Genomic DNA, 23,598 nt, shown 5'->3' on the forward strand with positions numbered 1-23,598 from the left:
AAAAATCAAGTTGAACCGCTGTTTGCTTTCCACGGGCTACAGCATAAAAGTGGCTTGAAAAATGAAATCGTGACCAGAACTGGAAGGTTGGTGGGGTATCAGGGAGGGGTTACGCGGCGATGTTCCTCATCCTGTATTTGGATGCCGATTCTCCGGTTCACGTTCGACTGAGAGGGGACGTTTCCAGGGCTTTTCTAGTCCGGCGCCCAGTCTGTGGGTATCGATCCGGGCAGAATCAGCCGGCGGGATCGTAATTCAGATTCGGTCCCAGCCATCGCTCAACCTCGGCTACGCTCATCCCCTTGCGCTTGCGGTAGTCTTCGACCTGATCACGGTCAATCTTTCCCAGGCTGAAGTAGCGCGCTTCGGGATGAGCGAAATAGATCCCACTCACGCTGGAACCCGGCCACATGGCAAAGGACTCGGTGATCTGCATGCCAGTGTTACGCTCCACGTCAAGCAGACGCCAGAGCGTTCCCTTCTCGGTATGGTCCGGACAGGCTGGATAGCCAGGCGCGGGGCGGATGCCGCGATATTCTTCGCGGATGATCTGCTCGGTGGTCAGGCCTTCATCGCGGCCGTAGCCCCACTCATCGCGGACGCGCTTATGGAGACATTCGGCGAAGGCTTCGGCGAGCCGGTCAGCGAGTGCCTCGGCCATGATGGCGTTGTAGTCGTCATTGTCTGCGCGGAAGCGGTCGCAGAGTGCTTTAAGGCCAATACCGGTGGTCACAGCGAAGGCGCCGATGTGGTCGGGCAGGCCCGTTTCTTTGGGGGCGATGAAGTCTGAGAGCGAACGGCATGGTTCGCTGCCTTCCCGGTTAGCCTGTTGTCGCAGGAAGTGGAATCTATCGAGCACCTCACTGCGGGATTCGTCGGTGTAGAGTTCGACGTCGTCGCCGATGGCGCTCGCCGGGAAAAGTCCGTAGACACCGTGGGCAGTGACGAGGTTTTCGGAAACGATGCGGTCGAGAAGTGCTTTGCCCTCGGCAAAAATCTGGCGGGCCTGTTCCCCACTCTCAGGATTTTCGAGGATGCGGGGATAGACACCTTTCAGGCCCCAGGTGTGGAAAAATGGCGTCCAGTCGATGAACTCCCGCAAGGTTGCTAGCGGGAAGTTGTCGAGGATGCGGATGCCGGTGAACTCCGGGGTAGGCAGATCTTCGGGGCGCCACTCGATGGGAGTGCGACGTTGGCGGGCTGCATCCAGAGGGAGCAGCTTTGCTTTTGGAGTGGCGTGAGCTTTGCGGAGAGCTTCATAGTCGGCGCGATGCTGCGCTACGAATTCGGCTTTGCCGTCGTCGCTGAGCAGGCTGGTGGTCACCGGAACGGCGCGGCTGGCGTCAAGCACGTGGACGACGGGTTCGCTGTAGTGGGGAGCGATCTTGATGGCTGTGTGTGCACGGCTGGTGGTGGCTCCGCCTATCAGCAAGGGAAGCTTGAATCCCTGGCGCTCCATCTCTTTCGCTACGTGCACCATTTCGTCGAGTGAAGGAGTGATGAGGCCGCTGAGGCCGATGAGGTCGGCTTTTTCGCTCCGGGCGCGTTCGAGGATTTTTTCGCTCGAAACCATCACGCCGAGATCGATGACCTCGTAGTTGTTGCAGGCGAGAACGACTCCGACGATGTTCTTGCCGATATCGTGGACGTCGCCCTTGACCGTGGCAAGAACGATCTTTCCCTGGGCTTTGACGACCTGGCCGGACGCGACCATGGCAGCCTTTTCGGCTTCCATGAACGGGGTCAGGTGCGCGACCGCCTTCTTCATGACACGGGCAGACTTGACCACCTGCGGCAGGAACATCTTGCCTGCTCCAAAGAGGTCGCCGACGACACTCATACCATCCATCAGGGGGCCTTCGATGACCAACAGAGGACGACCGAGTTTGACGCGAGCTTCCTCGGCGTCGATCTCGATGTAAGTATCGATCCCTTTAACCAACGCGTGGGATAGGCGTTCTTCGACGGTGCCATTGCGCCACTCTTCCGCCTTCTTTTCGCTGACCGCCGTCCCGGCCCCTTTGAGAGATTCGCCTAGCTCGACGAGCCGCTCGGTGGCATCTGGGCGGCGATTGAGCAGAACGTCCTCGACGAGGACTTTGAGCTCCGGCTCGATCTCCTCGTAGACTTCGAGCATGCCGGCGTTGACGATGCCCATGTCCATGCCGGCGGCGATGGCGTGGTAGAGGAAGGCCGAGTGCATGGCTTCGCGGACCTTGTTGTTACCGCGGAAGCTGAACGAGATATTCGACACGCCGCCGGATACCTTGGCGTGTGGCAGGTTCTCCTTGATCCATCGCGTGGCACGGATGAAGTCGACCGCGTAGTTGTTGTGTTCCTCCATGCCTGTTGCGACCGTGAGGATGTTGGGATCGAAGATGATGTCCTGCGGCGGGAAGCCGACTTCGTCTACCAGAATCCGGTAGGCGCGTTCGCATATACGGATCTTTTCCTCGTAGGTAGCTGCCTGGCCCTGTTCGTCGAAAGCCATGACGACGACGGCTGCGCCGTATTTGAGAACCGTGGCGGCGTTCTGGCGGAACTTGTCTTCACCTTCCTTGAGTGAGATGGAGTTGACGATGCCCTTGCCTTGCAGGCACTTGAGGCCGGCTTCGATCACTTCCCACTTGGAGGAGTCGACCATGAAGGGAACTCTGGCGACTTCGGGCTCGCTGGCCAGCAACTGCAGATAGCGGGACATGGCGGCTACGCCGTCGATCATGCCCTCGTCCATACAGATGTCGAGGACGTTGGCGCCATTTTCTACCTGCTGGCGGGCTACGCTGACGGCTTCTTCGTACTTGCCTTCTTTGACCAGGCGGGCGAACTTAGGCGACCCGGCAACGTTGGTCCGCTCGCCGATCATGATGTAGACACCGGCCTGCTGGGTGAAGGGCTGGGACCCGGAGAGGCGTAGTGGCTTGAATTGCTGAGCTTCGGTCACGCCGCGACCTCTTGCCGGTCCAGCCTGCGCGGAGCCTTGCCTTCGAGTGCTTTAGCGATCGCTGCGATGTGCTCCGGCGTGTTGCCACAGCAGCCGCCTGCGATGTTGATGAGGCCGTGGTCGGCGAAGTTACCGAGGAAGCGAGCCATATCCGGCGGCCCGAGGTCGAAGCCTGTCTCAGAAAGGGGATTCGGCAGGCCGGCGTTGGGATAGCAGGAGATCGCCGTATCTGCTTTCTCCGACAGCTCTTCAAGGAATGGATACATCAGGTCGGGTCCGAGCGAACAATTGAGGCCGACCGATAGCGGCTTTACGTGCTGGACTGCGTTCCAGAAGGCTTCCGTGGTCTGGGCGGAAATGAGGGTTTCTCCACCGCGTCCAACGGCGGCCGAAATCATGACCGGGAGTTCCTTGCCTGATGCCGCATAACCGTCCTGGTCGAAGACTTCGCGGATAGCGACGAGCGCCGCTTTGGCGTTGAGCGAATCGAAAATGGTCTCGACGAGCAGCAGGTCAGAGCCTCCAGCTATGAGGGCACGAACTTCGTGTGCGTAGGCTGCCTTGACCTGATCAAAGGTGACAACGCGAAAACCGGCGTCGTCGGCGTCAGGGGAATTCGACAGCGAGACGGTAAGTGGGCCGATTGCACCGGCGACGAAGCGCTGGCGGCCGGTTTCATTGGAGACGCGGTCGGCCCATTCGCGGCACTGGCGAGCGGACTGCTCGTTGATCTCCCAGGCGAGGTCATTGAGGAACTGATCTTCGATCACTTTCTGGTAGAAGTCCGGATCCTTCCGGCCGCCGTGTTCGCGGGGGTCTTCGACGAAGAATTCGCTCTGGGTGATGCTGGTGGCGCCGAAGGTGTTGGTTTCGATGATGTCCGCGCCCGCCTCCAAGAAGCGCCGGTGGATGTCGCAGATCATCTTCGGCTGGGTGAGTGAGAACAGGTCGCCGTTGTTCAGCAGATCTTTGGTCGAGTCCTTGAAACGCTCGCCGCGAATGTCCACTTCTTTCATGCCGTAGGTACGGATGGTCGTGCCCATGGCGCCATCGATGATGGCGATGCGCTGGTCTAGGATCTTTTCGAGTGGATGGCGATGGACTGATTTCATTTGCTGCCGGCCGCTTTCTTCGACGCCAGAACTATCCGTGACCGCCGGGAACGCAGACGGTTAACTTCCTAGGATATATGGCGAACGATGTTGAAACCAGGAATCGAATCGACGGCGCGCAATGAAGAGCGCTGTTGACCCATCGGTCCCAGATACATGCCGGTTAGCGGACTTTGGGGTTGGGGAACCCCGGAGCTCTGGCTTACTTCGCCGTGAGCGCCGCTACCGGCACCAGCATATCGTCCTTGCGCATGACCAGATTCGTCGCGTTCAGGGCGGCCAGTTCGAAGCCGTGACCGTGGGTGATGGCGTCGGTGGGGCAGGCCTCTACGCAGTAACCGCAGAAAATGCAGCGGTTGTAGTCGATGTTGTAGGTCTTCGCGTAGCGCTCACTGGAGGAGATGCGAACTTCCTTGGTATTGTCCGCTGCTTCGATAAAGATGCAGTTGGACGGGCAGGCGGCCGCACAGAGGAAACAGGCGACGCACTTTTCGAGACCGTTTTCGTCGCGCTGCAACTCATGCGCGCCGCGAAAACGCTGCTCGAACTTCGCTCCCCGCAGCGGGCCAGGCCCGTCGGGATAGTTTTCAACCTGTGTCGGCTCCAGCATCTCCTTGAAGGTGATGCTCATGCCCTTGGCGATGCCCGCGATGTTGCCCACAATCGACATATCGTCAGTATACGATGGATTTCGAGAGGGGTTTCCTCATGCGTATCAGGTTTTGGCAATCGGTTTTGCTGTCGTCGTTCGTCGCCGTTTCAACTTTGGGCTTGGGTCAGACCACGCCACAGGTCCCGACTCCTGCCAAGCCGATGGCCGAGATGCCGCCCGAGACCAAGACGCCGCCCGCTGGACCGCTGAAGGTCACCTACAACGGCAAGACCGAAGAATGGACGGCGGCTACCCTCGCCGCTCTCCCTCACACCACGATCAAGGTCTACAACGAGCATGCGAAGGCCGAGCAGACCTACTCCGGCGTCCCGCTGATCGTGCTACTCGCACGGCTTGGTGTGCCGGAAAAACCGCACGGGAAGGATTTCCGGCTATATTTGGTCGCCGAGGGATCGGACGGATATCAGGTCGCCTACTCAGTCGGCGAAGTGACCCCGGATGTGCACGATGGCACGACGTTGGTGGCCGACGCAATGGATGGCAAGCCGATATCCGGCAGCGGGCCGCTGCAACTGGTGACGACCGGCGAAAAGCGTCCCGCGCGCTGGGTGCGCAATCTTGTTGCGATTCGCGTGTTGCCGATCCAATAGCCTACTTTTTCGAGCCCGGCGGAGTTGACTTGCCGTGGTTGTTCGCGGGTGGAGTCGTGTTTGGCCGCCGCGAAGGACGAGCTTTTGTCGCTGTTCCAAGTAGCTCCTGGCAAAGGTCGGAATCCTGTCCGCGCGCCAGGGTTGTCGTAAGCGGATCACCCTGGGCTGCCTGCCCTGTACCGACCCGGCAAAGTTTGTCTTTCATCTGGTCAGCGGGTTTGCCGCTGAGCGCCTGGGTCTGTTCGAGGCCGCTGGCTCCATCCACGCTGTAGGAGAAAACAAAGTCTTCGGCCGGCTTGGTCTTGCCGTAGTCGTAGTGGTTCCAGGTTCCGAGAATGTTGTGTCCGGAGAGGTCTGTCAGCAGGCCATAAACCTGGGTGCGGGTCACCCCATCAATGGAGCCGCCAGTCCACAGGACGGCAGCCTGGTCGCCGTGAATCCAGCGCGCACGCCACGCATGTTCTTTGAAGTTGTAGTAAAGCGTAGTGAAAAAGGTTGAGGGCGCGTCACAGCCCAGGCAATCCTCATACACGAGCCCCATCTCCGGGGCCTGCAAGCCGGTCGCGCCGAAGCTGGTGAAATTCAGAATGTGCGCATTCACGCCGTGCAGGAGAGGCTGTGCCTCCTGCTTCGCCAGCGAAACATTCCAGATCGTATAGGTGTCGGTCGCAGGCATCGACTGATTGGTCTTCCGTTCCGTGGTTACCACAATGGCCGCATCCCACTGCACGCCGATCTCTCGGATTGAGGTCCATTTTTCTGCCTTGAGCGCGGTCGTCACCCAGGTCACGGTGGGCGCATCTTTCGCATCGCGGAAGTCGATCCAATGAAAGGCGTCGAGTGGTACCTGGGCCTGCAGTAGACCAGGCCCGCAGATCATTGCGCATAGGCCGGTCGCAAGAAAGGCGGAAGGAGCGGCTTTGAGAAAGCGGAGCAATCGCATTGGTCTAGTATGACGGTCCCCGCAAAATCGTTCCACCCAAGAGAATCCAGTTGACAACGGGTACAGTTCTTCATAATCTCTTCCCTAAGATGATTAGGGAAGAAAACAACGATTCAGGCGATTTGATCCAGGGAACGCTGGAGATGCTGGTGCTGAAGGCACTGGTGCGTGGTCCGCAGCACGGCTATGCGGTGGCGGAGTGGATCCATCAGACCTCACAGCAGTTGCTCAGGGTGGAAGAGGGTGCGCTCTATCCCGCTCTGCACCGTCTCGAACTGCGTGGGTTGCTGGAAGCGAAGTGGGGTTTATCAGAGAACAATCGTCGCGCCAAGTTTTATCAGTTGAGCGCAGAAGGTAAGAAGCGGCTCAACGCGGAATCCCAGCGATGGGCAAGGCTTTCGGCTGCAGTGGCTTTCGTAATGCAGGCTTCGTGATCAGACCAATTTAAGAGGAGAGAGAATCATGACATCCAACGTGGACGAATTTCTTGGCCGGCTGAAGTCTCTCTTCCGCAAGAGGCGCATGGACCGCGAAATGGCCGAGGAACTTGAATTCCATCAGGCGCTCCTTCGTGAAAAGCTCTTACGCCAGGGCGTGCCTGCCGTCGAGGTGAACGCCGCTGCACGCCGCACCTTCGGTAACCAGAGCCGCTGGCAAGAGCGCCTGCGAGAGCTTTGGCAGTTCCGCGCGCTCGAACATCTGCTGCGCGATATCACGTTCTCTATCCGTCTGCTTAAGAAGTCTCCTGGATTCACAGCCATCGCCTTGCTCACGCTGGCTCTTGGCGTCGGCGCAAACACTGCCGTTTTTTCGCTTGTCAATGGTCTTCTGCTTCGCCCGCTCCCCGTACCTCACAGCGAACAGTTGGCTGTCATTGGCATCGACGTGAGCGGTCCAAGACTGCAGTACAGTATGCCGGCTCCGCTCTTCCGCGGACTTGAGTCGAGACATGAGATTTTCTCGGATGTCTTCGCGTACAGCGGAAGCAAACTGCTTGTTCGAGGGCGTTCGAACAACGAGAGTATTGACGGAATGCTGGTGAGCGGATCGTATTTTTCCGCGCTGCAAACTCCTCCGTTGCTTGGCCGCTATCTGACTCCGGCGGATGATCAAAAGGGTGGCAACCCTGACGGTCTGGCGGTTGTCATCACCGAGGACTTCTGGCAGAGCTGGTTCAACCGCGCCCCGGATGTGATCGGCACCAAGCTCACGATTGCCAACAACAGCTTTACAGTCGTCGGAGTGATGCCTAAGCGGTTTACAGGAGCAGACCCGACGCAGCGGCCACAGATTTATGTACCCCTCGCCGACGAGCCGATTGTCGACGCACCGGAGAACATGATCGAGGCCGGCATGCATGGGTGGTGGCTCACCATCATGGGCCGTATGCAGGATGGTGTCACGCTGGAAAAGGCGAATGCGGCGCTGATTCCCATCTCCATGCCCATTCTTCGAGCTTCTGGCGGAGATGCCAATGAGCTTGACCGAATGGAGAAACGGCATTTTCACTTTGCCGCAACCACTGGCTCGCAGGGCTTCACTTACCTTCGCTTTATCTTTCAGAAGCCATTGATCGCCTTATTCTCCATGTGCGGCGGAATACTACTGCTGGCGTGCATGAATTTGGCCAGCCTTCTGATGGCGCGCTCCGCTGCCCGCGAGCGTGAACTGGCAACACGGCTTGCCATGGGAGCGACCCGGCGCAGACTCATTCAGCAACTGCTGGTCGAGAGCCTGCTTATTGCCGCTTCCGGCACGGTGATTGGACTGATCCTGGCGCCACTTGTCAGTCAGGCGATTGCGACTACCCTGCTCAGCGCTTCACGCAGGACCGTCTTTCTCGATACGTCTATCGATGTAAGAGTGCTGGCCTTTTCCGCGATTGCTGCGGGGCTTTCCACACTTCTCATCGGTCTGGTTCCCGCATGGATGGCAACTTCCGGCAACCTGAATGAACAGATCAAAGAAGGTCAGCACACAACACAAGCGCATGAACGGCGCAAGCTCTTTCCCAAGCTTCTGTTGATCTCTGAGGTCAGCCTCGCATTGCTTCTGGTGATCGGCGCAGGCCTTCTCGCTACCAGCCTGTTTCGTTTGTACAGTTCGAACCTAGGTTTCGATCCCAAGGGTCTCGTGAATATCGAATTGAAGATGGACAAACAGCCGCTCGATGGCGATCCGCTTATCCGCGTCTATCAACAGTTTGGAGAAGCTCTCAGCCGCCAGCCTGGCGTCAAGAGCGTCAGTTTCACCCACATCATCCCGCTGACGAATACATCCTGGGACGAAGACTTCAGCAGGCCCGGAGAGACATCTCACGATCTTGACCTGAATGCCGTTGGCCCAGGCTACTTTGAGACCATGCGCACGCCGATGCTCTCAGGTCGAGATTTTGCCTGGAGCGACACGGCGACGTCGGGGCTGAAGATCATCCTGAATGAGTCGGCGGCAAAGCTGTTTTTCCACGGGCAAAGCCCTCTCGGACAGCAGATCGTGAAGGACAAGAAAAACTATGAAGTAATCGCAGTAGTGGCCGATGCCAAGTACGAAGATCTGCACGCGCCGTCGCCCGCAGCCGCATTTTTTCCTATTACGCAGGTCGATCGTAAGAAGCCGTCCTACTCGGCCGTAGTTCGGCTGGATGGACCAAAGGAGCCGCTGGCTGCAGCTGCGCGCTCCCTGGCTGCGAAAATCGCTCCACAAATTCCCGCGCCGGTGATGACTTCGATGGAGAATGTGGTGAGCGGATCGATCAGCAGCGAACGAGTGATGGCGATGCTTTCCGTCTTTTTCGCCGGCTGCGCTTTGCTTGTCACGGCTATCGGTCTCTATGGAACGCTCTCCTACGCCACGGCGCGGCGCACCAGCGAGATTGGCATTCGCATGGCGCTGGGAGCGCAGCGGGCCAGCGTTGTCGCGCTGGTCTTCCGCGAAAACGCTGTGGTCGCGATTGCCGGATCGGCCGCTGGCCTGATCGCAGCGGTTCTCGCGTCAAAGGCTCTCGCCAGTTTCCTTTACGAAACGTCTCCGCGCGATCCATGGATTCTGTTGGTATCAGTATCGGCACTGGCGATCATCGCAAGTGCCGCTTCCCTGCTGCCCGCGATCCGCGCTGCTCGCATCGAGCCGATAACGGCGATTCGCTGTGAGTAAGGCTACAACCTTCGCTGCAGAGCCGGTTACTCGTAGGTCACTCAAGACTGCGTTGCCGTTGACATAATCGTTAACTGTGCTAATCTTGAATTGCGCTCAGTTGTTTGGTTGTGAGCCATTCTTGCTCTCCTGCAAGCCAGTAACGCCAGGAGACGTTGGTCCCGGACCCTGACAGGGTTTTCCGCTGGGCCACAAAGCTGGACTGCCCCGCAAAGCACTTTTCCAAGCCCCTACAGCGTAACCGCTTATGTGTGAAGTTCAAGCGGGTAGCAGATCGCATGAGTCTGGCTGAACCCTTACGGGAGAAGCACTCACGATCAGAGGCAGCGTGCGGCAGGGCCGGATTGAGTCATTCATAAGAATTACTTCACTCAATCATCAGGATTAATTTCCCCTCGGTACTCCACTACGCATTCATATTGATTCTCTTCCGGTGCTTGAAGCCACCGCAGAGCATTACTTTGGGCCCGCAGCATCCTGCTCCGCGGAGCATGCCGCGTAAGGCCGCATAGAAGGATCCAAGTGACTCAGTTTGCTGATTTTCAAATCTCCGAAACGCTGAAAAAGCGTATCGCTTCTCTTAATTTCACCATCCCAACCCCAGTTCAGTCCGGCGCAATTCCGCCGGCACTTGAGGGTAAGGACGTCCTCGCCACTGCCCAGACCGGCACCGGCAAGACGCTCAGCTTCCTCATTCCCATTCTGGAAAAGCTGGCCAAAACGGAATCCCGCACAGCCACCGCGCTGATCCTGCTGCCCACCCGGGAGTTGGCGATGCAGGTCGAGGTTGCCTTCCGCAGCCTGAATACCAACCCTGCAAATTCCGTCGCCCTGGTTGTTGGCGGCATGGCAGAAGGCCCGCAGCTGCAGCTCATTCGGCGCGGTGCACGCCTGATCGTCGCCACCCCAGGACGCCTGGAAGACTATCTCAAGCGCAAACTGGTCAAGCTGGACCAGGTACAGATTCTCGTCCTGGACGAAGTCGATCGCATGCTGGACATGGGCTTCAAGCCGGCCATCCGTCGTATCGCTGAGTGCCTGCCGCAGTCTCGTCAGACTCTTTGCTACTCCGCTACGCTGGACGCGCAGATCAAGGAAGTCGTCCGCGAGTATCTCAAGGATCCGGTTCGCATCGAGATTGGTTCGGTACTTAAGCCTTCTGAGAACGTTGAGTTACAGACATTTGAAGTAGAGCAGGATAAGAAGCATGAGTTGCTTGAGCATCTACTTGAGTCTGGCGAAGGCAGCTTTCTGGTCTTCGTTCGCACCAAGCATGGTGCAGATCGCGTAGCTACGCGGCTTGCTCGTTCGGGCCACTCGGCGACACAGATTCACGGCGATCGTTCGCAGGCGCAGCGTAACCAGGCACTGAAGAGCTTCTCGGAAGGCCGTCACAGGATCCTTGTAGCTACCGACGTGGCAGCGCGCGGCATCGATGTTGCCCATGTTGCTCACGTCGTAAATTACGATATCCCGAAAGTTGCTGAAGACTTTGTGCATCGCATTGGTCGTACCGGCCGCGCTTCGAGCAAAGGTATCGCTTCCACCTTCGCCTCGGCGTCGGAACGTAGTGATTTGCGGAAAATCGAGCGTTCACTATCGATTTCTATGAAACGATTTCGGGTCACAGCGCCGCAAAGCGCGTAGACTATCTGTACCCGCGAGGTCTACGGGTTTTCACAAACTGAAAAAGGGGAACCACAATGGCTGGAGATCTGCAACTTACCTGTAGCGACTGCGGACGGGAATTTACTTTTACTGCTGCTGACCAAACGTTCTTCCAGGAACGGGGATATTCGACGCCGAAGCGCTGCAAGCCTTGCAGACAGGCCAAGAAGGCCGACCAAGCTGGTGGTGGTGGCGGCGGCTTTGGTGGCGGCGGAAGCAGCTACGGCGGCGGGGGCGGTGGTTATAGCTCTCGCGCAACCACGGGAACAGCAGTGGTTTGTTCTGGCTGCGGCCAGCAGACTACGGTTCCTTTTGAACCGAGAGGCGATCGTCCGGTGTTCTGCCGCGATTGCTTCCAGGCGCAAAAGGGTGGTTCTGGCGGTGGCGGCGGTCGTGGACGCGGCGGAAATGACCGTGGCGGTGGCGGCGGTCGTGGCGGTCGCTACTAAGTTATCCGCTAAGTAATCGACAACAATATAAGAGGCTGATTCGCTAACAACGAATCGGCCTTTTGTAATTTGCGGTGCATATCCATTCCCATCATCGGTTCGCCATTCCCTTTCTGTTACACTGGCCGCAATCTCATGCGTAAACTTCTGATTATTCTGCTCATCGCTGTGGTTTCGCTCAAGACGCGCAATGCAAAAGCCTTCATAGCACCGCAGCAATGGCTGGAAATCAAGAGCGACCACTTTACGGTCATTACAAATTCTGGCGAAAAGCAGGGGAAGCAGGTCGTCGACCAATTCGAGCGCATGCGCTGGATGTTTCACACGCTTTTTCCCAAGGTAAACGTCGACCCGGCTCAGCCCATCATTATTGTTGCTGTAAGAAATTACAAAGAGTTTCAGACGCTTGAACCTGCCGACTATCTCGCCAAAGGCCAGTTACGTATCGGTGGATTCTTTCTAAAGACACAGGACAAAAACTACGTTCTACTTCGTCAGGATGTTGAAGACGATCATCCTTATTCTGTCGTCTACCACGAATACACACATCTGCAAATGTCGGCAGCCCTCGAGTGGATGCCGCTCTGGCTAGATGAGGGACTGGCTGAATTCTTTCAGAACACGACCATTCGCGATAAGGATGTACATCTTGGGCAACCGAGTGTAAACGACATTCTTTATCTACGTCAGACAAAGATGATCCCACTGGCAACGCTGCTCAAAGTTGACCATAGTTCTCCTTACTACCACGAAGAAGAAAAAGGCTCCATCTTCTATTCAGAGTCCTGGGCCTTGACCCATTACATCGAAGTGAATGACCGGGTGAAGCACCTGCACCAATTGGATGACTACTTAACCCTTGTCAGAAATCACGAAGATCCCGTGGACGCTGCACAAAAAGCCTTCGGCGATCTGAAGCAGCTTCAGTCTGCCTTGAACAGCTATGTGAACAACGCCAGCTATCAAGAGTTTGTGCTTTCGAGTGCTGCGGCCCCTTTGAACGAAGCTTCTTATCATGTAAGGCAAATGACGCAGACAGGGTCCGACGCAGCCCGGGCAGATCTTCTTGCTTCGATCGGCCGTAAGGATGAGGCGCTCGCACTGATTGATTCTGTGTTGAAAGCCGATCCCAAATGTGCGGAGGCCTACGAAACCAAAGGTTATATCGCCTTTCGCGATCACGACGAGGAAACGGCCCGGAAATGGTACGGGGAAGCAGTCAAGCTCGACTCTCAGAACTATCTGGCGAACTACTACTTTGGAGCAATGTCGATGGGCAGGGGCGGTCCTGACTCAGACGAGAAGATCGAAGCAAGTCTGCGCACAGCCATTCGGCTTAATCCATCCTTCGCGCCTGCTTATGATGCCCTGGCGAATGTACTCACGCAACGACACGAGAAGCTCGAGGAAGCCCGGATGCTGAATCTTCATGCCATACAGCTTGACCGCGGCAACCTCAACTATCGCATCAATGCAAGCACGATCTTAATGTCGATGGGGAAGTACGACGAGGCAGTTGCGGCCCTGCATAGTGCTTCAGGTCTGGCAAAAGATCCCAGCGAGATTCGACTTATCCAGATCAACCTGGAAACGGCACAACGCATGGCGCAGGCCGGCGCACACACCAACTTCACCGCTACAGTGATCAACGGCGAAAACGCAAGTGTCGCGAGCCGGACCGTGGTCGAAGCGGAAGTGAAACCCAAACATCCCGTGGAAACCTCAGCAGGGATACAGCATGAGTTGCTTGGGGTGATTCGGCACGTCGAATGCACTTATCCGGCGGTGATGGACTTTCGCGTCGAAGGGGCAAAGAAGTCCGTTGCACTTTACACCAACGACTACTACAAGCTGGAACTTTCCGCGTTAGGCTTCGAACCCAAGAACGAAATGAATCCGTGCCACGATATCGAAGGGATGAAGGCGCGCGTTCAGTATACGGACAGCGCAGATAAGTCCGTAGATGGTCGAGTACTCTCGATCGAACTCAGAAAATAAACAAGCCGCGCTATGTAGCCAGTGATACGGTTCACTTCCCTTTGTAATCCTTGAAGAGTTCAGGAAACTCCTCTTTCAGCGCGTCCACCTTGGGCTTATCGCAGACATAAATGTACTGATTGTCAGGATGATAGAGCGCGTAGTCCTGATGATAGGACTCCGCGTCGTAAAAGCCCTTCAGTGGTGTAAGTTGCGTCACGATCGGCTTGGGAAATACCTTCGCAGCATCGAGTTGCGCGATGTATGCAGCGCTGATGCGGCGTTGCTCCTCATTGGTGTAGAAGATTGCCGAGCGATACGAAGTTCCCACGTCCGGCCCCTGACGATTGAGCTGGGTCGGATCATGCACAACCGAGAAGAAAATCTGCAGTAGTCGGCCGTAAGTGATCTTCGATGGATCGTAGATAACCTTGACCGACTCCGCATGGCCGGTGGTCTCCGTCGTCACCTGATCATACGTCGCAGTCGAAGCAGACCCTCCTGCGTACCCTGCCGTCGTATCGAGCACTCCCTTAACGCGCTCAAAGACAGATTGGGTTCCCCAAAAGCAGCCGCCGGCAAAGATAGCGGTCGCCTTGCCGGGCTGCTTTGCCAGAGGCACGTCTGTTACGGGCGCGGGAGCGGGCGTTCTTGCGGCTGCGTGGCAGCCAACGCTGCTGATGAGAAGGACCGATAGCATGAGGGCGAGACGACGGTTTGTGAAATACGCAGCCATGTTAAGCCTCCGCGGGACTACGCCCGCTCCAATATCAGTTTAGATACGCGGCAATCGAAACGGTTACAGCACTGCTACCGGCAATCCTGTGCTATCAACATCAAAAAGAGAGCGCACTCTATTTCAGCCTGGCGATCCGTGGCAGTCCGCTTCCGGAAAATTCCGCGGCGACGGAAGCGCATAGACTTCGCAGGGGACCTTGGCCTGCGGCAAATCGCCCGGCTAAACGTCTGATACCATTAGAGCGATTGCTGCCACCGCCCCTCACGTGTCTTGAGCGGATGGAGCCAAGAAGGAGAATTCCTATGCCTCTAGTTTCAATGCGCCAGCTACTCGACGAAGCCGCCAAGGGCGGATATGGTGTCGGTGCCTTTAACGTCAACAATATGGAACAGATCCAGGCCATCATGGAGGCCGCGCAGCAGACCAAGTCTCCCGTCATCATCCAGGCGAGCCGCGGAGCCCGGCAGTATGCCCAGGATCGCTACCTGTATCACCTCATGCTCGCTGCGGCTGAGCTCTACCCTGACATTCCGATCGCCATGCACCAGGATCACGGCAACAGCTTTGAAACCTGTAAGAGCGCGATTGAGCTGGGCTTCACCAGCGTGATGATGGACGGCTCGCTCAAGGCCGACGGCAAGACCCCGACCGAATTTGAAGAGAATGTTGAAGTGACCCGCCGCGTGGTTGAATACGCGCACGAGCGCGGCGTTACGGTGGAAGGCGAAATCGGCGTCCTCGGCGGCATTGAGGATGGCCACGGTGCCGGCGGCAGCGGACTCGAGCACGTAACCGATCCCGACCAGGCAGTTGAATTCGCCGAGCGCACCGGCGTGGACGCGCTGGCGATCGCCATCGGCACCAGCCACGGCGCTTATAAATTCTCCAAAAAGCCGGATGGCTCTGTACTCAAGATGGACCTGCTGATCGAAATCCACAATCGCCTGCCGAAGACCCATCTCGTCATGCACGGCAGTTCCTCGGTTCCGAAGGACCTGCAGGACATCGTTAACCAGTACGGTGGCCACCTGAAGGAAACCTGGGGCGTACCGGTGGAAGAAATTCAGCTGGGCATCAAGAATGGTGTCCGCAAGATCAACGTGGACACCGACAACCGCCTTGCCATCACCGGCGCTATCCGGAAAGTGCTGTGGGAGAGCCCCGAGAAGTTCGATCCGCGCGACTACAACAAGCCGGCTCGCGAGGCGATGCAGAAGGTTGTTGCCACCCGTATGGTGCAGTTTGGTCAGGCCGGTCATGCGGGCGATTACACAGCAGTTTCGATTGCCGAGCAGGCCAAGGGCTATGCCAACGGCACGCTGAGTACAGCACCGCTGGTTTCCGCGAAGTAGTTTGCTTTCCACTCACTCACGGCCATTCCGCATTGCGCGGAGTGGCCGTTTCCTTTTTGCGCTAGCTTTCTGAAATTCGTCCAGTAGGATCAAGGGGCAAATGTCCGATCTCTACTGGAACGCTGCAAACGGAGAAGAACATGATTGTTACGGTGATGCCTGAACTCATCAAATCGATCCGCGACTCGATGGACCACATGTTCCAATTGCCCCTGCCTGTAATCGAAAAGCTGGTGCGGCCGATCATCGTCTATGCCGTACTGGTGGGACTCTTGCGTCTCTTTGGTAAGCGAGAGCTGGCCCAGTTGAATCCATTTGACTTAGTTGTCCTTCTCTCACTTTCGAACACCGTGCAGAATGCCATTATCGGAGAAGACAATTCTGTCTCGGGCGGCATAATTGGAGCTTTTTCTCTCCTTGCAATCAACTGGCTTGTCGCCAAGATGCTGTTCCGTTCCCCCAAACTCACACGGCTGGTCGAAGGACGGTCCACATTGCTTGTGAAGAACGGCAAGATGGACGAGGCAGCGATGAAACGCGAATCACTCACCACTGAGGAGTTGATGTCCGCAATTCACAAGCAGGGCTTTACACATCTGCATGATGTTCGGCGTTGCGAGTTGGAGCCAAGCGGAACGTTCTTTGTGGAAGGGAGTGAGCCCAGTTATAGCGAACGCGAATATCAACAGCTCATGGAGAAGTTAGAAGAACTGATGCGTGAGGTGAAGAGTCTTCGCGACGCGCAAGCCGGCTAATCGGCGCCGATGGCATCGCGAACCGCCTGGGCGGTGCCGTCCTTGTAAATCTGCCAACTCATTTGTCCGGCTCGTTCGCGAGCCGACTCGCTCATCGCATGCAGGAGATCGCGATCCTCGTACAGCTGCGTGAGCCGCAACGCGATCGCTTCCGAATCTCGGATCGGCACAATAAAACCGTCCTTCCCGTCCCGCATCAGATCGGGACCGCCAGTATGCGGCGTAGTAATGACGAGCAAGCCCCGCGAGAGCGCTTCGCCGATTACGAGTCCGAAGCCCTCGAAAAGAGACGGAAATACCAACACGTCGTTCCTGCTCATCTCATCCAGAATCTCGGCATGAGGCAGCGATTCAATCCAGCGGTTGCCGGCACAGAACTTATCAAGCAACTCTGATTTGCCGACCTTTCGGCCAATCAACGTGAGCGCAACAGCACTCCCAAGTTTTTCGACTGCCTCGGCAAGATAGGCGATGCCCTTCCTCTGGGTAAGCGATCCCACATAAATCACACGCAGAGGCGCGTCTGAGCGGGTCACTTCGCGAGCTTTATCGACCGGCGGCGGGGTACCGTACGGAATCACGACGACCTTCTTCGCTTCGCCCTTATATGACTGGAGCGTCTTGCGAGTGTAAGAGCTAGCAACGAAGATCGTGTCGGCCAGAGAGATTTCAAGATCCTTCCGTTCGAGCTTTCGATCACTATCGGCCAGGGCATTCAATGTTCCGCTCCATCCTGGTTTCAATTCCGCCTCTTCGATTGAAATCTCTCTATTGACGCGCCAATAGCCAATCGGAAGGTCGTAGAGACAGCGGATGCCCAACTTTCGCGCGCGAGCAAACTGGATTGAGGCGCCGTCTTCGTAGGCATATACGCCGCGCAGTCCGGGATAGCGATGAAGCTCCCTGGCAACGTGCCGGTCAACGCCGGCATAGACCGAGTCAATGGAAAATGGGTTATCTTCGCGCACAATCCACTTCTTCTTGCCCGCGCGAATCAGCAAATTGCGAATCAATTCACGCGTTGGCCGGGTACGCACCCGCGTCGGATCCAGCTGCACCCGCGCGCGCCTCTGCAGCATTGTTTTCAGGCTCCCCGGCAAGATCTTAGCCATTGCACTGTCTGGACGCCACACAACGCATGTATAGAACGCCGTAAGTAAATTGTGCTCATCCAGCGCTGTGACGACAGCAGAAACATTGGCGTTTCCAGTGGGGTGGCTTACGATGACCATCGCTTACTCCCACTCGATGGTACCGGGCGGCTTGGAAGTAATGTCATAGACGACACGATTGATACCGCGAACCTCATTCACGATGCGGCTGGAGATACGCTTCAGCACGTCGTATGGCAGCGGCACCCAGTCGGCCGTCATGCCATCTTCCGAATGTACGGCGCGTACTGCGCACGTGTTCGCATAGGTACGCTGGTCACCCATCACACCTACACTGCGCACGGGGAGCAGCACCGCGAAACTCTGCCACACCTGAGAATAAAGCCCCGCAGCTTTAATCTCGCTGACAACGATGTCGTCGGCTTCCTGCAGGATTGCAACGCGCTCCGCCGTCACCTCGCCGAGGATGCGAACTGCAAGCCCAGGTCCGGGGAAGGGCTGCCTGCCGAGGATATCCTCCGGCATGCCAAGATCACGACCGATACGCCGTACTTCGTCTTTGAAGAGATCGCGTAGAGGCTCGATCAGCTTCATCTTCATGTTCTCGGGCAGGCCGCCAACGTTGTGATGGCTTTTGATGGTCTGCGAGGGGCCGCGTACGCTCGATGACTCGATCACATCCGGATACAGAGTTCCCTGCACGAGCCAATCGATTTCGCCGGACTGCTCTGCAATACGATGCGCTTCGTCGTCGAAAACAGCAATGAACTCGCGGCCGATCACTTTGCGCTTCGTCTCCGGATCGGTAACACCTGCGAGCTTATCGAGGAAGCGATCGCTGGAGTCCACCGGCACCAGGTTCAGCCCTAATTTGTCGCGTAGATTTTTCGTCACTTGGGCGAATTCGTTCTTGCGCAGCACCCCGTTATTCACGAAGACGCAGGTAAGCTGATCACCAATGGCACGATGCACAAGCACCGCCGCAACGGAAGAATCAACTCCGCCGGAGAGCGCGCAGAGCACATGACCGGAGCCAACCTTTTCGCGAATCGACGCGACCGTGGACTCGATAAAGTGTGCAGGCGTCCAGTCACCCTTCGCGCCGCAAATGCCGAAGACAAAATTCTTGATCAATTCGCGACCAAGCGGCGTATGGTGCACCTCAGGATGAAATTGCACCGCCCAGATCTTCCGATCTTCGTTGACGATGCCTGCCAGTGCGTTGGATGTCTTCGCAGTTCGATGGAAACCCACAGGCAGCTCAAGCGCTTCATCGCCGTGGCTCATCCAGACCTGGAGCGTCGGTGGTAACCCTGCAAAAAGCGCCGTCTCCTGATCTTCGATAATCACTTCGGCATGGCCGTACTCGCGCTTGTCTGCCGATACGACCTTGCCGCCAAGATGATAAGCGATGAACTGAAGGCCGTAGCAGATGCCAAGCACTGGCAAGCCGAGCGACAGCACACCGGGATCTGCATCGGGAGCGTCGGCGTCATAAACAGACGACGGCCCGCCCGAAAGGATGATTCCGATCGGTGAATAAGCTTGAATTTCAGCGATCGAAGCCGTGCAGGGCAGCACAGCCGAGAAAACATTCTGCTCACGAATCCGGCGCGCAATCAACTGCGTGTACTGCGAGCCAAAATCCAGGATAACGATACTTTGGGTGTCCACATACCAGTGTGTCAGGGCTTGGGCCAACCTGACAAGAGCACTTTTCGCCCATCGACTGTCAGAACGCTACCGCGCTTCGTCCGGACCTCGATAAGTCTTCCAGAATGCAAGGAAACTTTGCAGCCGCACCATGTGGAAATAATCATTGCTGATCAGGAATGCAATCGCCACGAGAACATAGAGCAAGTGCATTGCATCCTCACCAAATTGATCGGCGAAGGGCAGGGGAGCAGCCGAAAAAACCATCGCGAGCACAATCAACATGATCTTCACGATGGCCGTAACTAAGTTCACTTCTATCAGCTTGCCGGAGAACGCCTTGCCCAGCTGGAAACTCCGCGTTAAGGAGCTAAAAAGAGAGCAATCTTCCTGCAGATAGAGGACTGGCGCCATTACAAGAGTCCAACTAGTCACCGCCCAAAGTACATACAGTCCCAACGATAGGAAGATAAGCCAGCAAAGGTAGCCAATCAGATCCGGCTCGGCGGCAACAGTCAGATGTGTTGCAGCGGCCCAGGAGACGCCGCGATACCAGAGCCAGAAGCAGCCCAAGAGTGCCAGGATCCACAGCCCTTGCAACACGACCATCCCCGGCACACGCCGCAGATACGGTGCCAGTCCCGGCCGAGCGCCGTCTTCGTCCAGAGCATCCATGCGCCAAAGAACGAGGGTCCTACCCAAGCCTGAAAAGATGGCCCACACCACCACCGCTATCGGAACAGTCCATGCCAGCGCAGCTAAGACAGCATGCTCATAGGTGCCCACCGCGTCCACTAACAGAACGGAAGACAACCAGGGATTTTGAAAATTGAGACGCGCTAGTCCAGTCCTCGACGCAGGTATTTGTTCCTGAATCTTCTCCGACTGCATCCACAACAAAGCCAGGAACGGCACACCAAACAGCCATCGCCAGCCGATCTCGATCGCCGTAAGCGAAGGATGGCGCCAGCAGAAACTCATGTGACTCACGAGTGACTGCGTGGCGCGAATCCTGCCCGCATTCGATACAGGTTCCGGCACTACTTCACCACCAGGTTCACTAGCTTGCCAGGCACCACGATCACCTTCACTACTACCTTGCCGACAATCCACGGCTGCACCGCGGCATCCGCGCGCGCCGCCGCCTCTAGGGCTTGCTTGTCCGCGTCAGCTGCCAGCCGTACGACGGAACGAAGCTTACCGTTCACCTGAACCGGAACTTCGATCTCGTCCTCCCTTGCGAGGGAGGCGTCCGAAACAGGCCAGGAGGTCCGCAAGACATCACCCTTTTCTCCAAGCTCATTCCAAAGTTCGGCAGCAAGAAACGGGGCAAACGGAGCGATCAGGAGCACAAGCGAACGGAGCAACTCCGCCACCACGGCCGCCGGGACTTCACCCGAACCAATCGCTGCGTCGGCCGCCACTAGTTCGTTCACCAGTTCCATAATTGCGGCGATCGAAGTGTTGAAGTGCCAACGGCCGCCAAAATCCTGCGTAATCTTGGCAATCGTCTGATGTAGTTTCCGCAACAAAGCGAGAGAAATCCCAGTGACTTCGCCGCGCTGTTGGCCTTTCGCCTGATTGGCGAGAGGAGCGAAGCGGACCACGAGCCGATAGACGCGTCCGAGGAATCGGCTGATACCGGCGACACCATCCTCCTGCCAGTCGAGATCGCGATCCGGCGGTGCGGCGAAGAGCGAATACATGCGCGTAGCGTCAGCGCCGTATCGGGCCACCATGTCGTCAGGCGAAACTACATTGCCCCTCGACTTCGACATTTTCGCGCCGTCCTTGATCACCATTCCCTGCGTGAACAATCGCGTGGCGGGCTCGTCATTGACAATCAATCCGAGATCGCGCATCACCTTGGTCCAGAAGCGCGAATAGATCAGGTGGAGAATCGCGTGCTCCACACCGCCGATGTACTGGTCGATTGGGAACCAGTACTGCGCCACGGCCGGATCAAACGGCGCTTTCGAATTCTGGGCATCCGTGTAGCGGTAGAAATACCAGCTCGAGTCGACAAACGTGTCCATCGTGTCCGTCTCGCGCGTGGCTGGACCATCGCACTTCGGGCACTTCGTGTTCAGGAACTCCGGCACACGGGAAAGCGGCGAACCGCCCTCCTGCGTAATCTCGATGCTGTCCGGCAAGAGAACCGGCAACTGGTCATCCGGGACCGGCACCAGTCCGTGCTCCGGGCAGTTCACCATCGGGATGGGTGTTCCCCAGTACCGCTGTCGGCTTACGCCCCAGTCTCGCAACCGGAAGGTAATCTTCGCCTCCCCAAATCCCCCGGCCTTTGCCTCGATCTGCAACGCGTGCTGAGCCTGTTCACAGTTCAAACCGTCAAAGTCACCCGAATTTTGGAGCACTCCATCCTCGGAAATGTACGGCAGGGCAGGCTCCGCTGCTGAATCGTCAACGGGGCGGATGACACGCCGGATCTCCAATCCGTACTTAGTCGCGAACTCAAAGTCACGCTCGTCATGCGCCGGCACACTCATGATCGCCCCTGTGCCGTACTCCATCAGAACGTAATTCGCCACCCAGATCGGCACACGCGCATGGCTGTACGGGTTCACGGCGTACGCGCCAAGATCGATGCCGAGCTTTTCTACGGCACCCAGGTCACCGGCCTCGCGCGCTGTCTTCTGCGCGTCAATCATTGCCGCGACGGCTTCTGCCAGGTCGTGGTTTCCTTCTACGAGTTTCTCAACGAGCGGATGCTCCGGCGCCAACTGAACGCTGGTTGCGCCAAAGATAGTGTCCACGCGCGTCGTGAAGACGCGAATCTTTTCCTCTGGCAAAGTTTCTACGCCGAAATCAACCTCGGTTCCCTCGCTGCGGCCGATCCAGTTGCGCTGCATGGTGCGGACTTTTTCCGGCCATCCCGGTAACTTGTCGAGGCCGTCGTGGAGTTCCTGAGCGTAATCGGTGATCCGGTAAAACCACTGCTCTAGGTTGCGGAGCTCCACCGGATTTTCCTCATGACGCCAGCAGCATCCTTCAATCACCTGTTCATTTGCGAGCACGGTAGCGCAGAGCGAGCACCAGTTCACCTTGCTCTGCTTCCGGTACGCCAACCCGCGCTCGTACATCCGCAGAAAGAACCACTGGTTCCAGCGGTAGTAGTCGGGCAGACAGGTCGTTACTTCGTTGGCCCAGTCGTAGGCCAGCCCAAGCCGCAGCATTTGCCGCTTCATCGCCGCAATGTTCTTGATGGTCCATTCGCGCGGAGGCGTGTTGTTCTTGAGTGCCGCGTTCTCCGCAGGCAGCCCGAACGCATCCCATCCCATCGGATGCAGCACGTTGTACCCCTGCATCCACATGTAGCGAGCCAGTGCATCGCCAATCGAGTAGTTCCGCACGTGGCCCATGTGCAACTGCCCGCTGGGATACGGCAGCATTTCAAGGACATAGTACTTCGGCTTGTCCGTACCGGCCGGTTCAGCCGAGTACATCGCAGGATTCGCAGCCCACCGGGCCTGCCACTTCGGCTCAATTGCAGCCGGCTCGTAACGCAACTCTTGTTCGTCCGCCATAACTCTCTAAGTGTAAATGGACGAGTGAAATCTCGTCCCGCGACGGAAGGCTTCGCCGTGCTAGACTCCCGTCAAAGCACAGATAACGTTAAAGGCAATTCCCCAGCCAGAAGGAGAAACCCTTGCGAAAGACTGTCATCAGCGCGGCTATCGGAGCGGTCATCGGAGCAGTCACCTGTGGAGGCGCACTGGCCCTCCTTCACTCTCAGACCAATAGTTCTCAGACTTTGCGAATTCCGCAATTCGAAAACGAAGACGTGAAAGTCTGGAAGACTACGGTCATGCCCAACGCTCCGCTACAAATGCATCGTCACGAACATCCGCGCGTCATTATCCCGATGGCCGGTGGCACCATGAAGATCGTTGAGTCAGATGGCAAGTCTGAAGAGCATATCTGGGAGAACGGAAAAGCCTACTGGCTACCGAAAAATCCGGCCAATACCATGCACGCCGACGTGAACGCCGGAGATAAACCCATCGTGGTTATGGTCGTTGAACTGGAAAAGGAGAATTAGCTTCAGCAATCGTGTTGGAGCGCAACGCGGAAGGAAAGATATCCGATAAGAGTGTCTTGCACCCTGGTACGAAACTTTGGTCTCGCACAAACGCGCAATGCAGTCATCGTTGTGGGCTGACGTGCCGGCTCATTCCCACCCTTGCAGCCTGCCCCGCCAGGTGATGGATCTGCCGCACTGCCCTCGGCATATCGAAGACCGGCGGTGCCGGAGCACACTTTGCGCAAAACGTGCCGTACCGGCTGCGATGCACATAGTTATCACAAACGTAGTTTTCACAAGCAAAAGAGCACTCAAAATACCCAGCACACTTGTGCAGAGCGCCAACTTTGGGGCTGCAACCTTGTCCGTCGTGCATACAGGAAGCCATTTCACCCTCGCTTTCAACCACGGCAGCAAGATTAGCACGAATCCAGAA

The 23,598-nt window shown here is 57.0% G+C and carries 18 protein-coding genes; 8 read left to right on the top strand and 10 right to left on the bottom strand.

Features of this window, described 5'->3' with window-relative positions:
- Nucleotides 1-235 precede the first annotated feature (235 nt).
- The 3 genes from metH to AC5S27_RS16920 form a co-directional block, all read right to left on the bottom strand.
- Entirely contained in the window at nucleotides 236-2,944 is a 2,709-nt protein-coding gene (metH, locus tag AC5S27_RS16910; RefSeq protein WP_493935741.1) for a methionine synthase, read from the bottom strand.
- The gene (locus tag AC5S27_RS16915) at nucleotides 2,941-4,056 is read right to left on the bottom strand and encodes a homocysteine S-methyltransferase family protein (protein WP_493935742.1); all 1,116 of its coding nucleotides are present in this window, start codon (nucleotides 4,054-4,056) and stop codon (nucleotides 2,941-2,943) included. The genes metH and AC5S27_RS16915 overlap by 4 nt, the downstream gene beginning before the upstream one ends.
- A gap of 202 nt (nucleotides 4,057-4,258) precedes the next feature.
- Complete coding sequence (locus AC5S27_RS16920) at nucleotides 4,259-4,726, bottom strand: NuoI/complex I 23 kDa subunit family protein (RefSeq protein ID WP_493935743.1); 468 nt, start codon at nucleotides 4,724-4,726, stop codon at nucleotides 4,259-4,261.
- Nucleotides 4,727-4,764: 38 nt separating this feature from the next.
- On the opposite strand from AC5S27_RS16920, the gene AC5S27_RS16925 reads away from it, so the two are divergent.
- The gene (locus AC5S27_RS16925; RefSeq protein WP_493935744.1) at nucleotides 4,765-5,319 is read left to right on the top strand and encodes a molybdopterin-binding protein; all 555 of its coding nucleotides are present in this window, start codon (nucleotides 4,765-4,767) and stop codon (nucleotides 5,317-5,319) included.
- A gap of 1 nt (nucleotide 5,320) precedes the next feature.
- Here the strand turns inward: AC5S27_RS16925 and AC5S27_RS16930 are convergent, their stop codons facing one another.
- Nucleotides 5,321-6,262, bottom strand: coding sequence for a hypothetical protein (locus AC5S27_RS16930; protein WP_493935745.1), 942 nt, complete (start codon nucleotides 6,260-6,262; stop codon nucleotides 5,321-5,323).
- A 50-nt stretch (nucleotides 6,263-6,312) separates the two neighbouring features.
- On the opposite strand from AC5S27_RS16930, the gene AC5S27_RS16935 reads away from it, so the two are divergent.
- The 3 genes from AC5S27_RS16935 to AC5S27_RS16945 all read left to right on the top strand — a co-directional run bounded on the left by AC5S27_RS16935 (nucleotide 6,313) and on the right by AC5S27_RS16945 (nucleotide 11,062).
- Nucleotides 6,313-6,696: a PadR family transcriptional regulator gene (locus tag AC5S27_RS16935; protein ID WP_493935746.1), complete on the top strand. Its 384-nt coding sequence runs from the start codon at nucleotides 6,313-6,315 to the stop codon at nucleotides 6,694-6,696.
- A gap of 28 nt (nucleotides 6,697-6,724) precedes the next feature.
- Nucleotides 6,725-9,415, top strand: coding sequence for an ABC transporter permease (locus AC5S27_RS16940; RefSeq protein ID WP_493935747.1), 2,691 nt, complete (start codon nucleotides 6,725-6,727; stop codon nucleotides 9,413-9,415).
- Nucleotides 9,416-9,937: 522 nt separating this feature from the next.
- Nucleotides 9,938-11,062: a DEAD/DEAH box helicase gene (locus AC5S27_RS16945; RefSeq protein ID WP_493935748.1), complete on the top strand. Its 1,125-nt coding sequence runs from the start codon at nucleotides 9,938-9,940 to the stop codon at nucleotides 11,060-11,062.
- Between the two features lie 20 nt (nucleotides 11,063-11,082).
- Here AC5S27_RS16945 and AC5S27_RS16950 read toward each other — a convergent pair whose 3' ends face one another.
- Nucleotides 11,083-11,856: a hypothetical protein gene (locus tag AC5S27_RS16950; RefSeq protein ID WP_493935749.1), complete on the bottom strand. Its 774-nt coding sequence runs from the start codon at nucleotides 11,854-11,856 to the stop codon at nucleotides 11,083-11,085.
- Here AC5S27_RS16950 and AC5S27_RS16955 point away from each other — a divergent pair.
- Complete coding sequence (locus tag AC5S27_RS16955; protein ID WP_493935750.1) at nucleotides 11,848-13,530, top strand: DUF1570 domain-containing protein; 1,683 nt, start codon at nucleotides 11,848-11,850, stop codon at nucleotides 13,528-13,530. The genes AC5S27_RS16950 and AC5S27_RS16955 overlap by 9 nt on opposite strands.
- 31 nt (nucleotides 13,531-13,561) lie before the next feature.
- Here the strand turns inward: AC5S27_RS16955 and msrA are convergent, their stop codons facing one another.
- Nucleotides 13,562-14,209 carry a peptide-methionine (S)-S-oxide reductase MsrA gene (gene msrA, locus AC5S27_RS16960; protein WP_493937328.1) on the bottom strand — a complete coding sequence of 216 codons (648 nt, stop codon included), beginning with the start codon at nucleotides 14,207-14,209 and terminating at the stop codon, nucleotides 13,562-13,564.
- Nucleotides 14,210-14,550: 341 nt separating this feature from the next.
- On the opposite strand from msrA, the gene fba reads away from it, so the two are divergent.
- Both fba and AC5S27_RS16970 read left to right on the top strand, forming a co-directional pair.
- Entirely contained in the window at nucleotides 14,551-15,600 is a 1,050-nt protein-coding gene (fba, locus tag AC5S27_RS16965; RefSeq protein ID WP_493935751.1) for a class II fructose-bisphosphate aldolase, read from the top strand.
- A 140-nt stretch (nucleotides 15,601-15,740) separates the two neighbouring features.
- Nucleotides 15,741-16,355 carry a DUF421 domain-containing protein gene (locus AC5S27_RS16970; protein WP_493935752.1) on the top strand — a complete coding sequence of 205 codons (615 nt, stop codon included), beginning with the start codon at nucleotides 15,741-15,743 and terminating at the stop codon, nucleotides 16,353-16,355.
- On the opposite strand, the gene AC5S27_RS16975 is transcribed toward AC5S27_RS16970, so the two are convergent.
- The 4 genes from AC5S27_RS16975 to leuS all read right to left on the bottom strand — a co-directional run bounded on the left by AC5S27_RS16975 (nucleotide 16,352) and on the right by leuS (nucleotide 22,665).
- Nucleotides 16,352-17,587, bottom strand: coding sequence for a glycosyltransferase family 4 protein (locus tag AC5S27_RS16975; protein ID WP_493935753.1), 1,236 nt, complete (start codon nucleotides 17,585-17,587; stop codon nucleotides 16,352-16,354). The two genes, AC5S27_RS16970 and AC5S27_RS16975, sit on opposite strands and share 4 nt — an antisense overlap.
- 3 nt (nucleotides 17,588-17,590) lie before the next feature.
- Nucleotides 17,591-19,141 carry a glutamine-hydrolyzing GMP synthase gene (gene guaA, locus AC5S27_RS16980; RefSeq protein ID WP_493935754.1) on the bottom strand — a complete coding sequence of 517 codons (1,551 nt, stop codon included), beginning with the start codon at nucleotides 19,139-19,141 and terminating at the stop codon, nucleotides 17,591-17,593.
- Nucleotides 19,142-19,207: 66 nt separating this feature from the next.
- Entirely contained in the window at nucleotides 19,208-20,101 is an 894-nt protein-coding gene (locus tag AC5S27_RS16985; RefSeq protein ID WP_493935755.1) for a hypothetical protein, read from the bottom strand.
- A gap of 59 nt (nucleotides 20,102-20,160) precedes the next feature.
- Entirely contained in the window at nucleotides 20,161-22,665 is a 2,505-nt protein-coding gene (gene leuS / locus AC5S27_RS16990) for a leucine--tRNA ligase (protein ID WP_493935756.1), read from the bottom strand.
- Between the two features lie 122 nt (nucleotides 22,666-22,787).
- On the opposite strand from leuS, the gene AC5S27_RS16995 reads away from it, so the two are divergent.
- The gene (locus tag AC5S27_RS16995) at nucleotides 22,788-23,180 is read left to right on the top strand and encodes a cupin domain-containing protein (RefSeq protein ID WP_493935757.1); all 393 of its coding nucleotides are present in this window, start codon (nucleotides 22,788-22,790) and stop codon (nucleotides 23,178-23,180) included.
- Nucleotides 23,181-23,598 lie beyond the last annotated feature (418 nt).

The sequence above is a fragment of the Acidicapsa borealis genome (assembly GCF_059115245.1).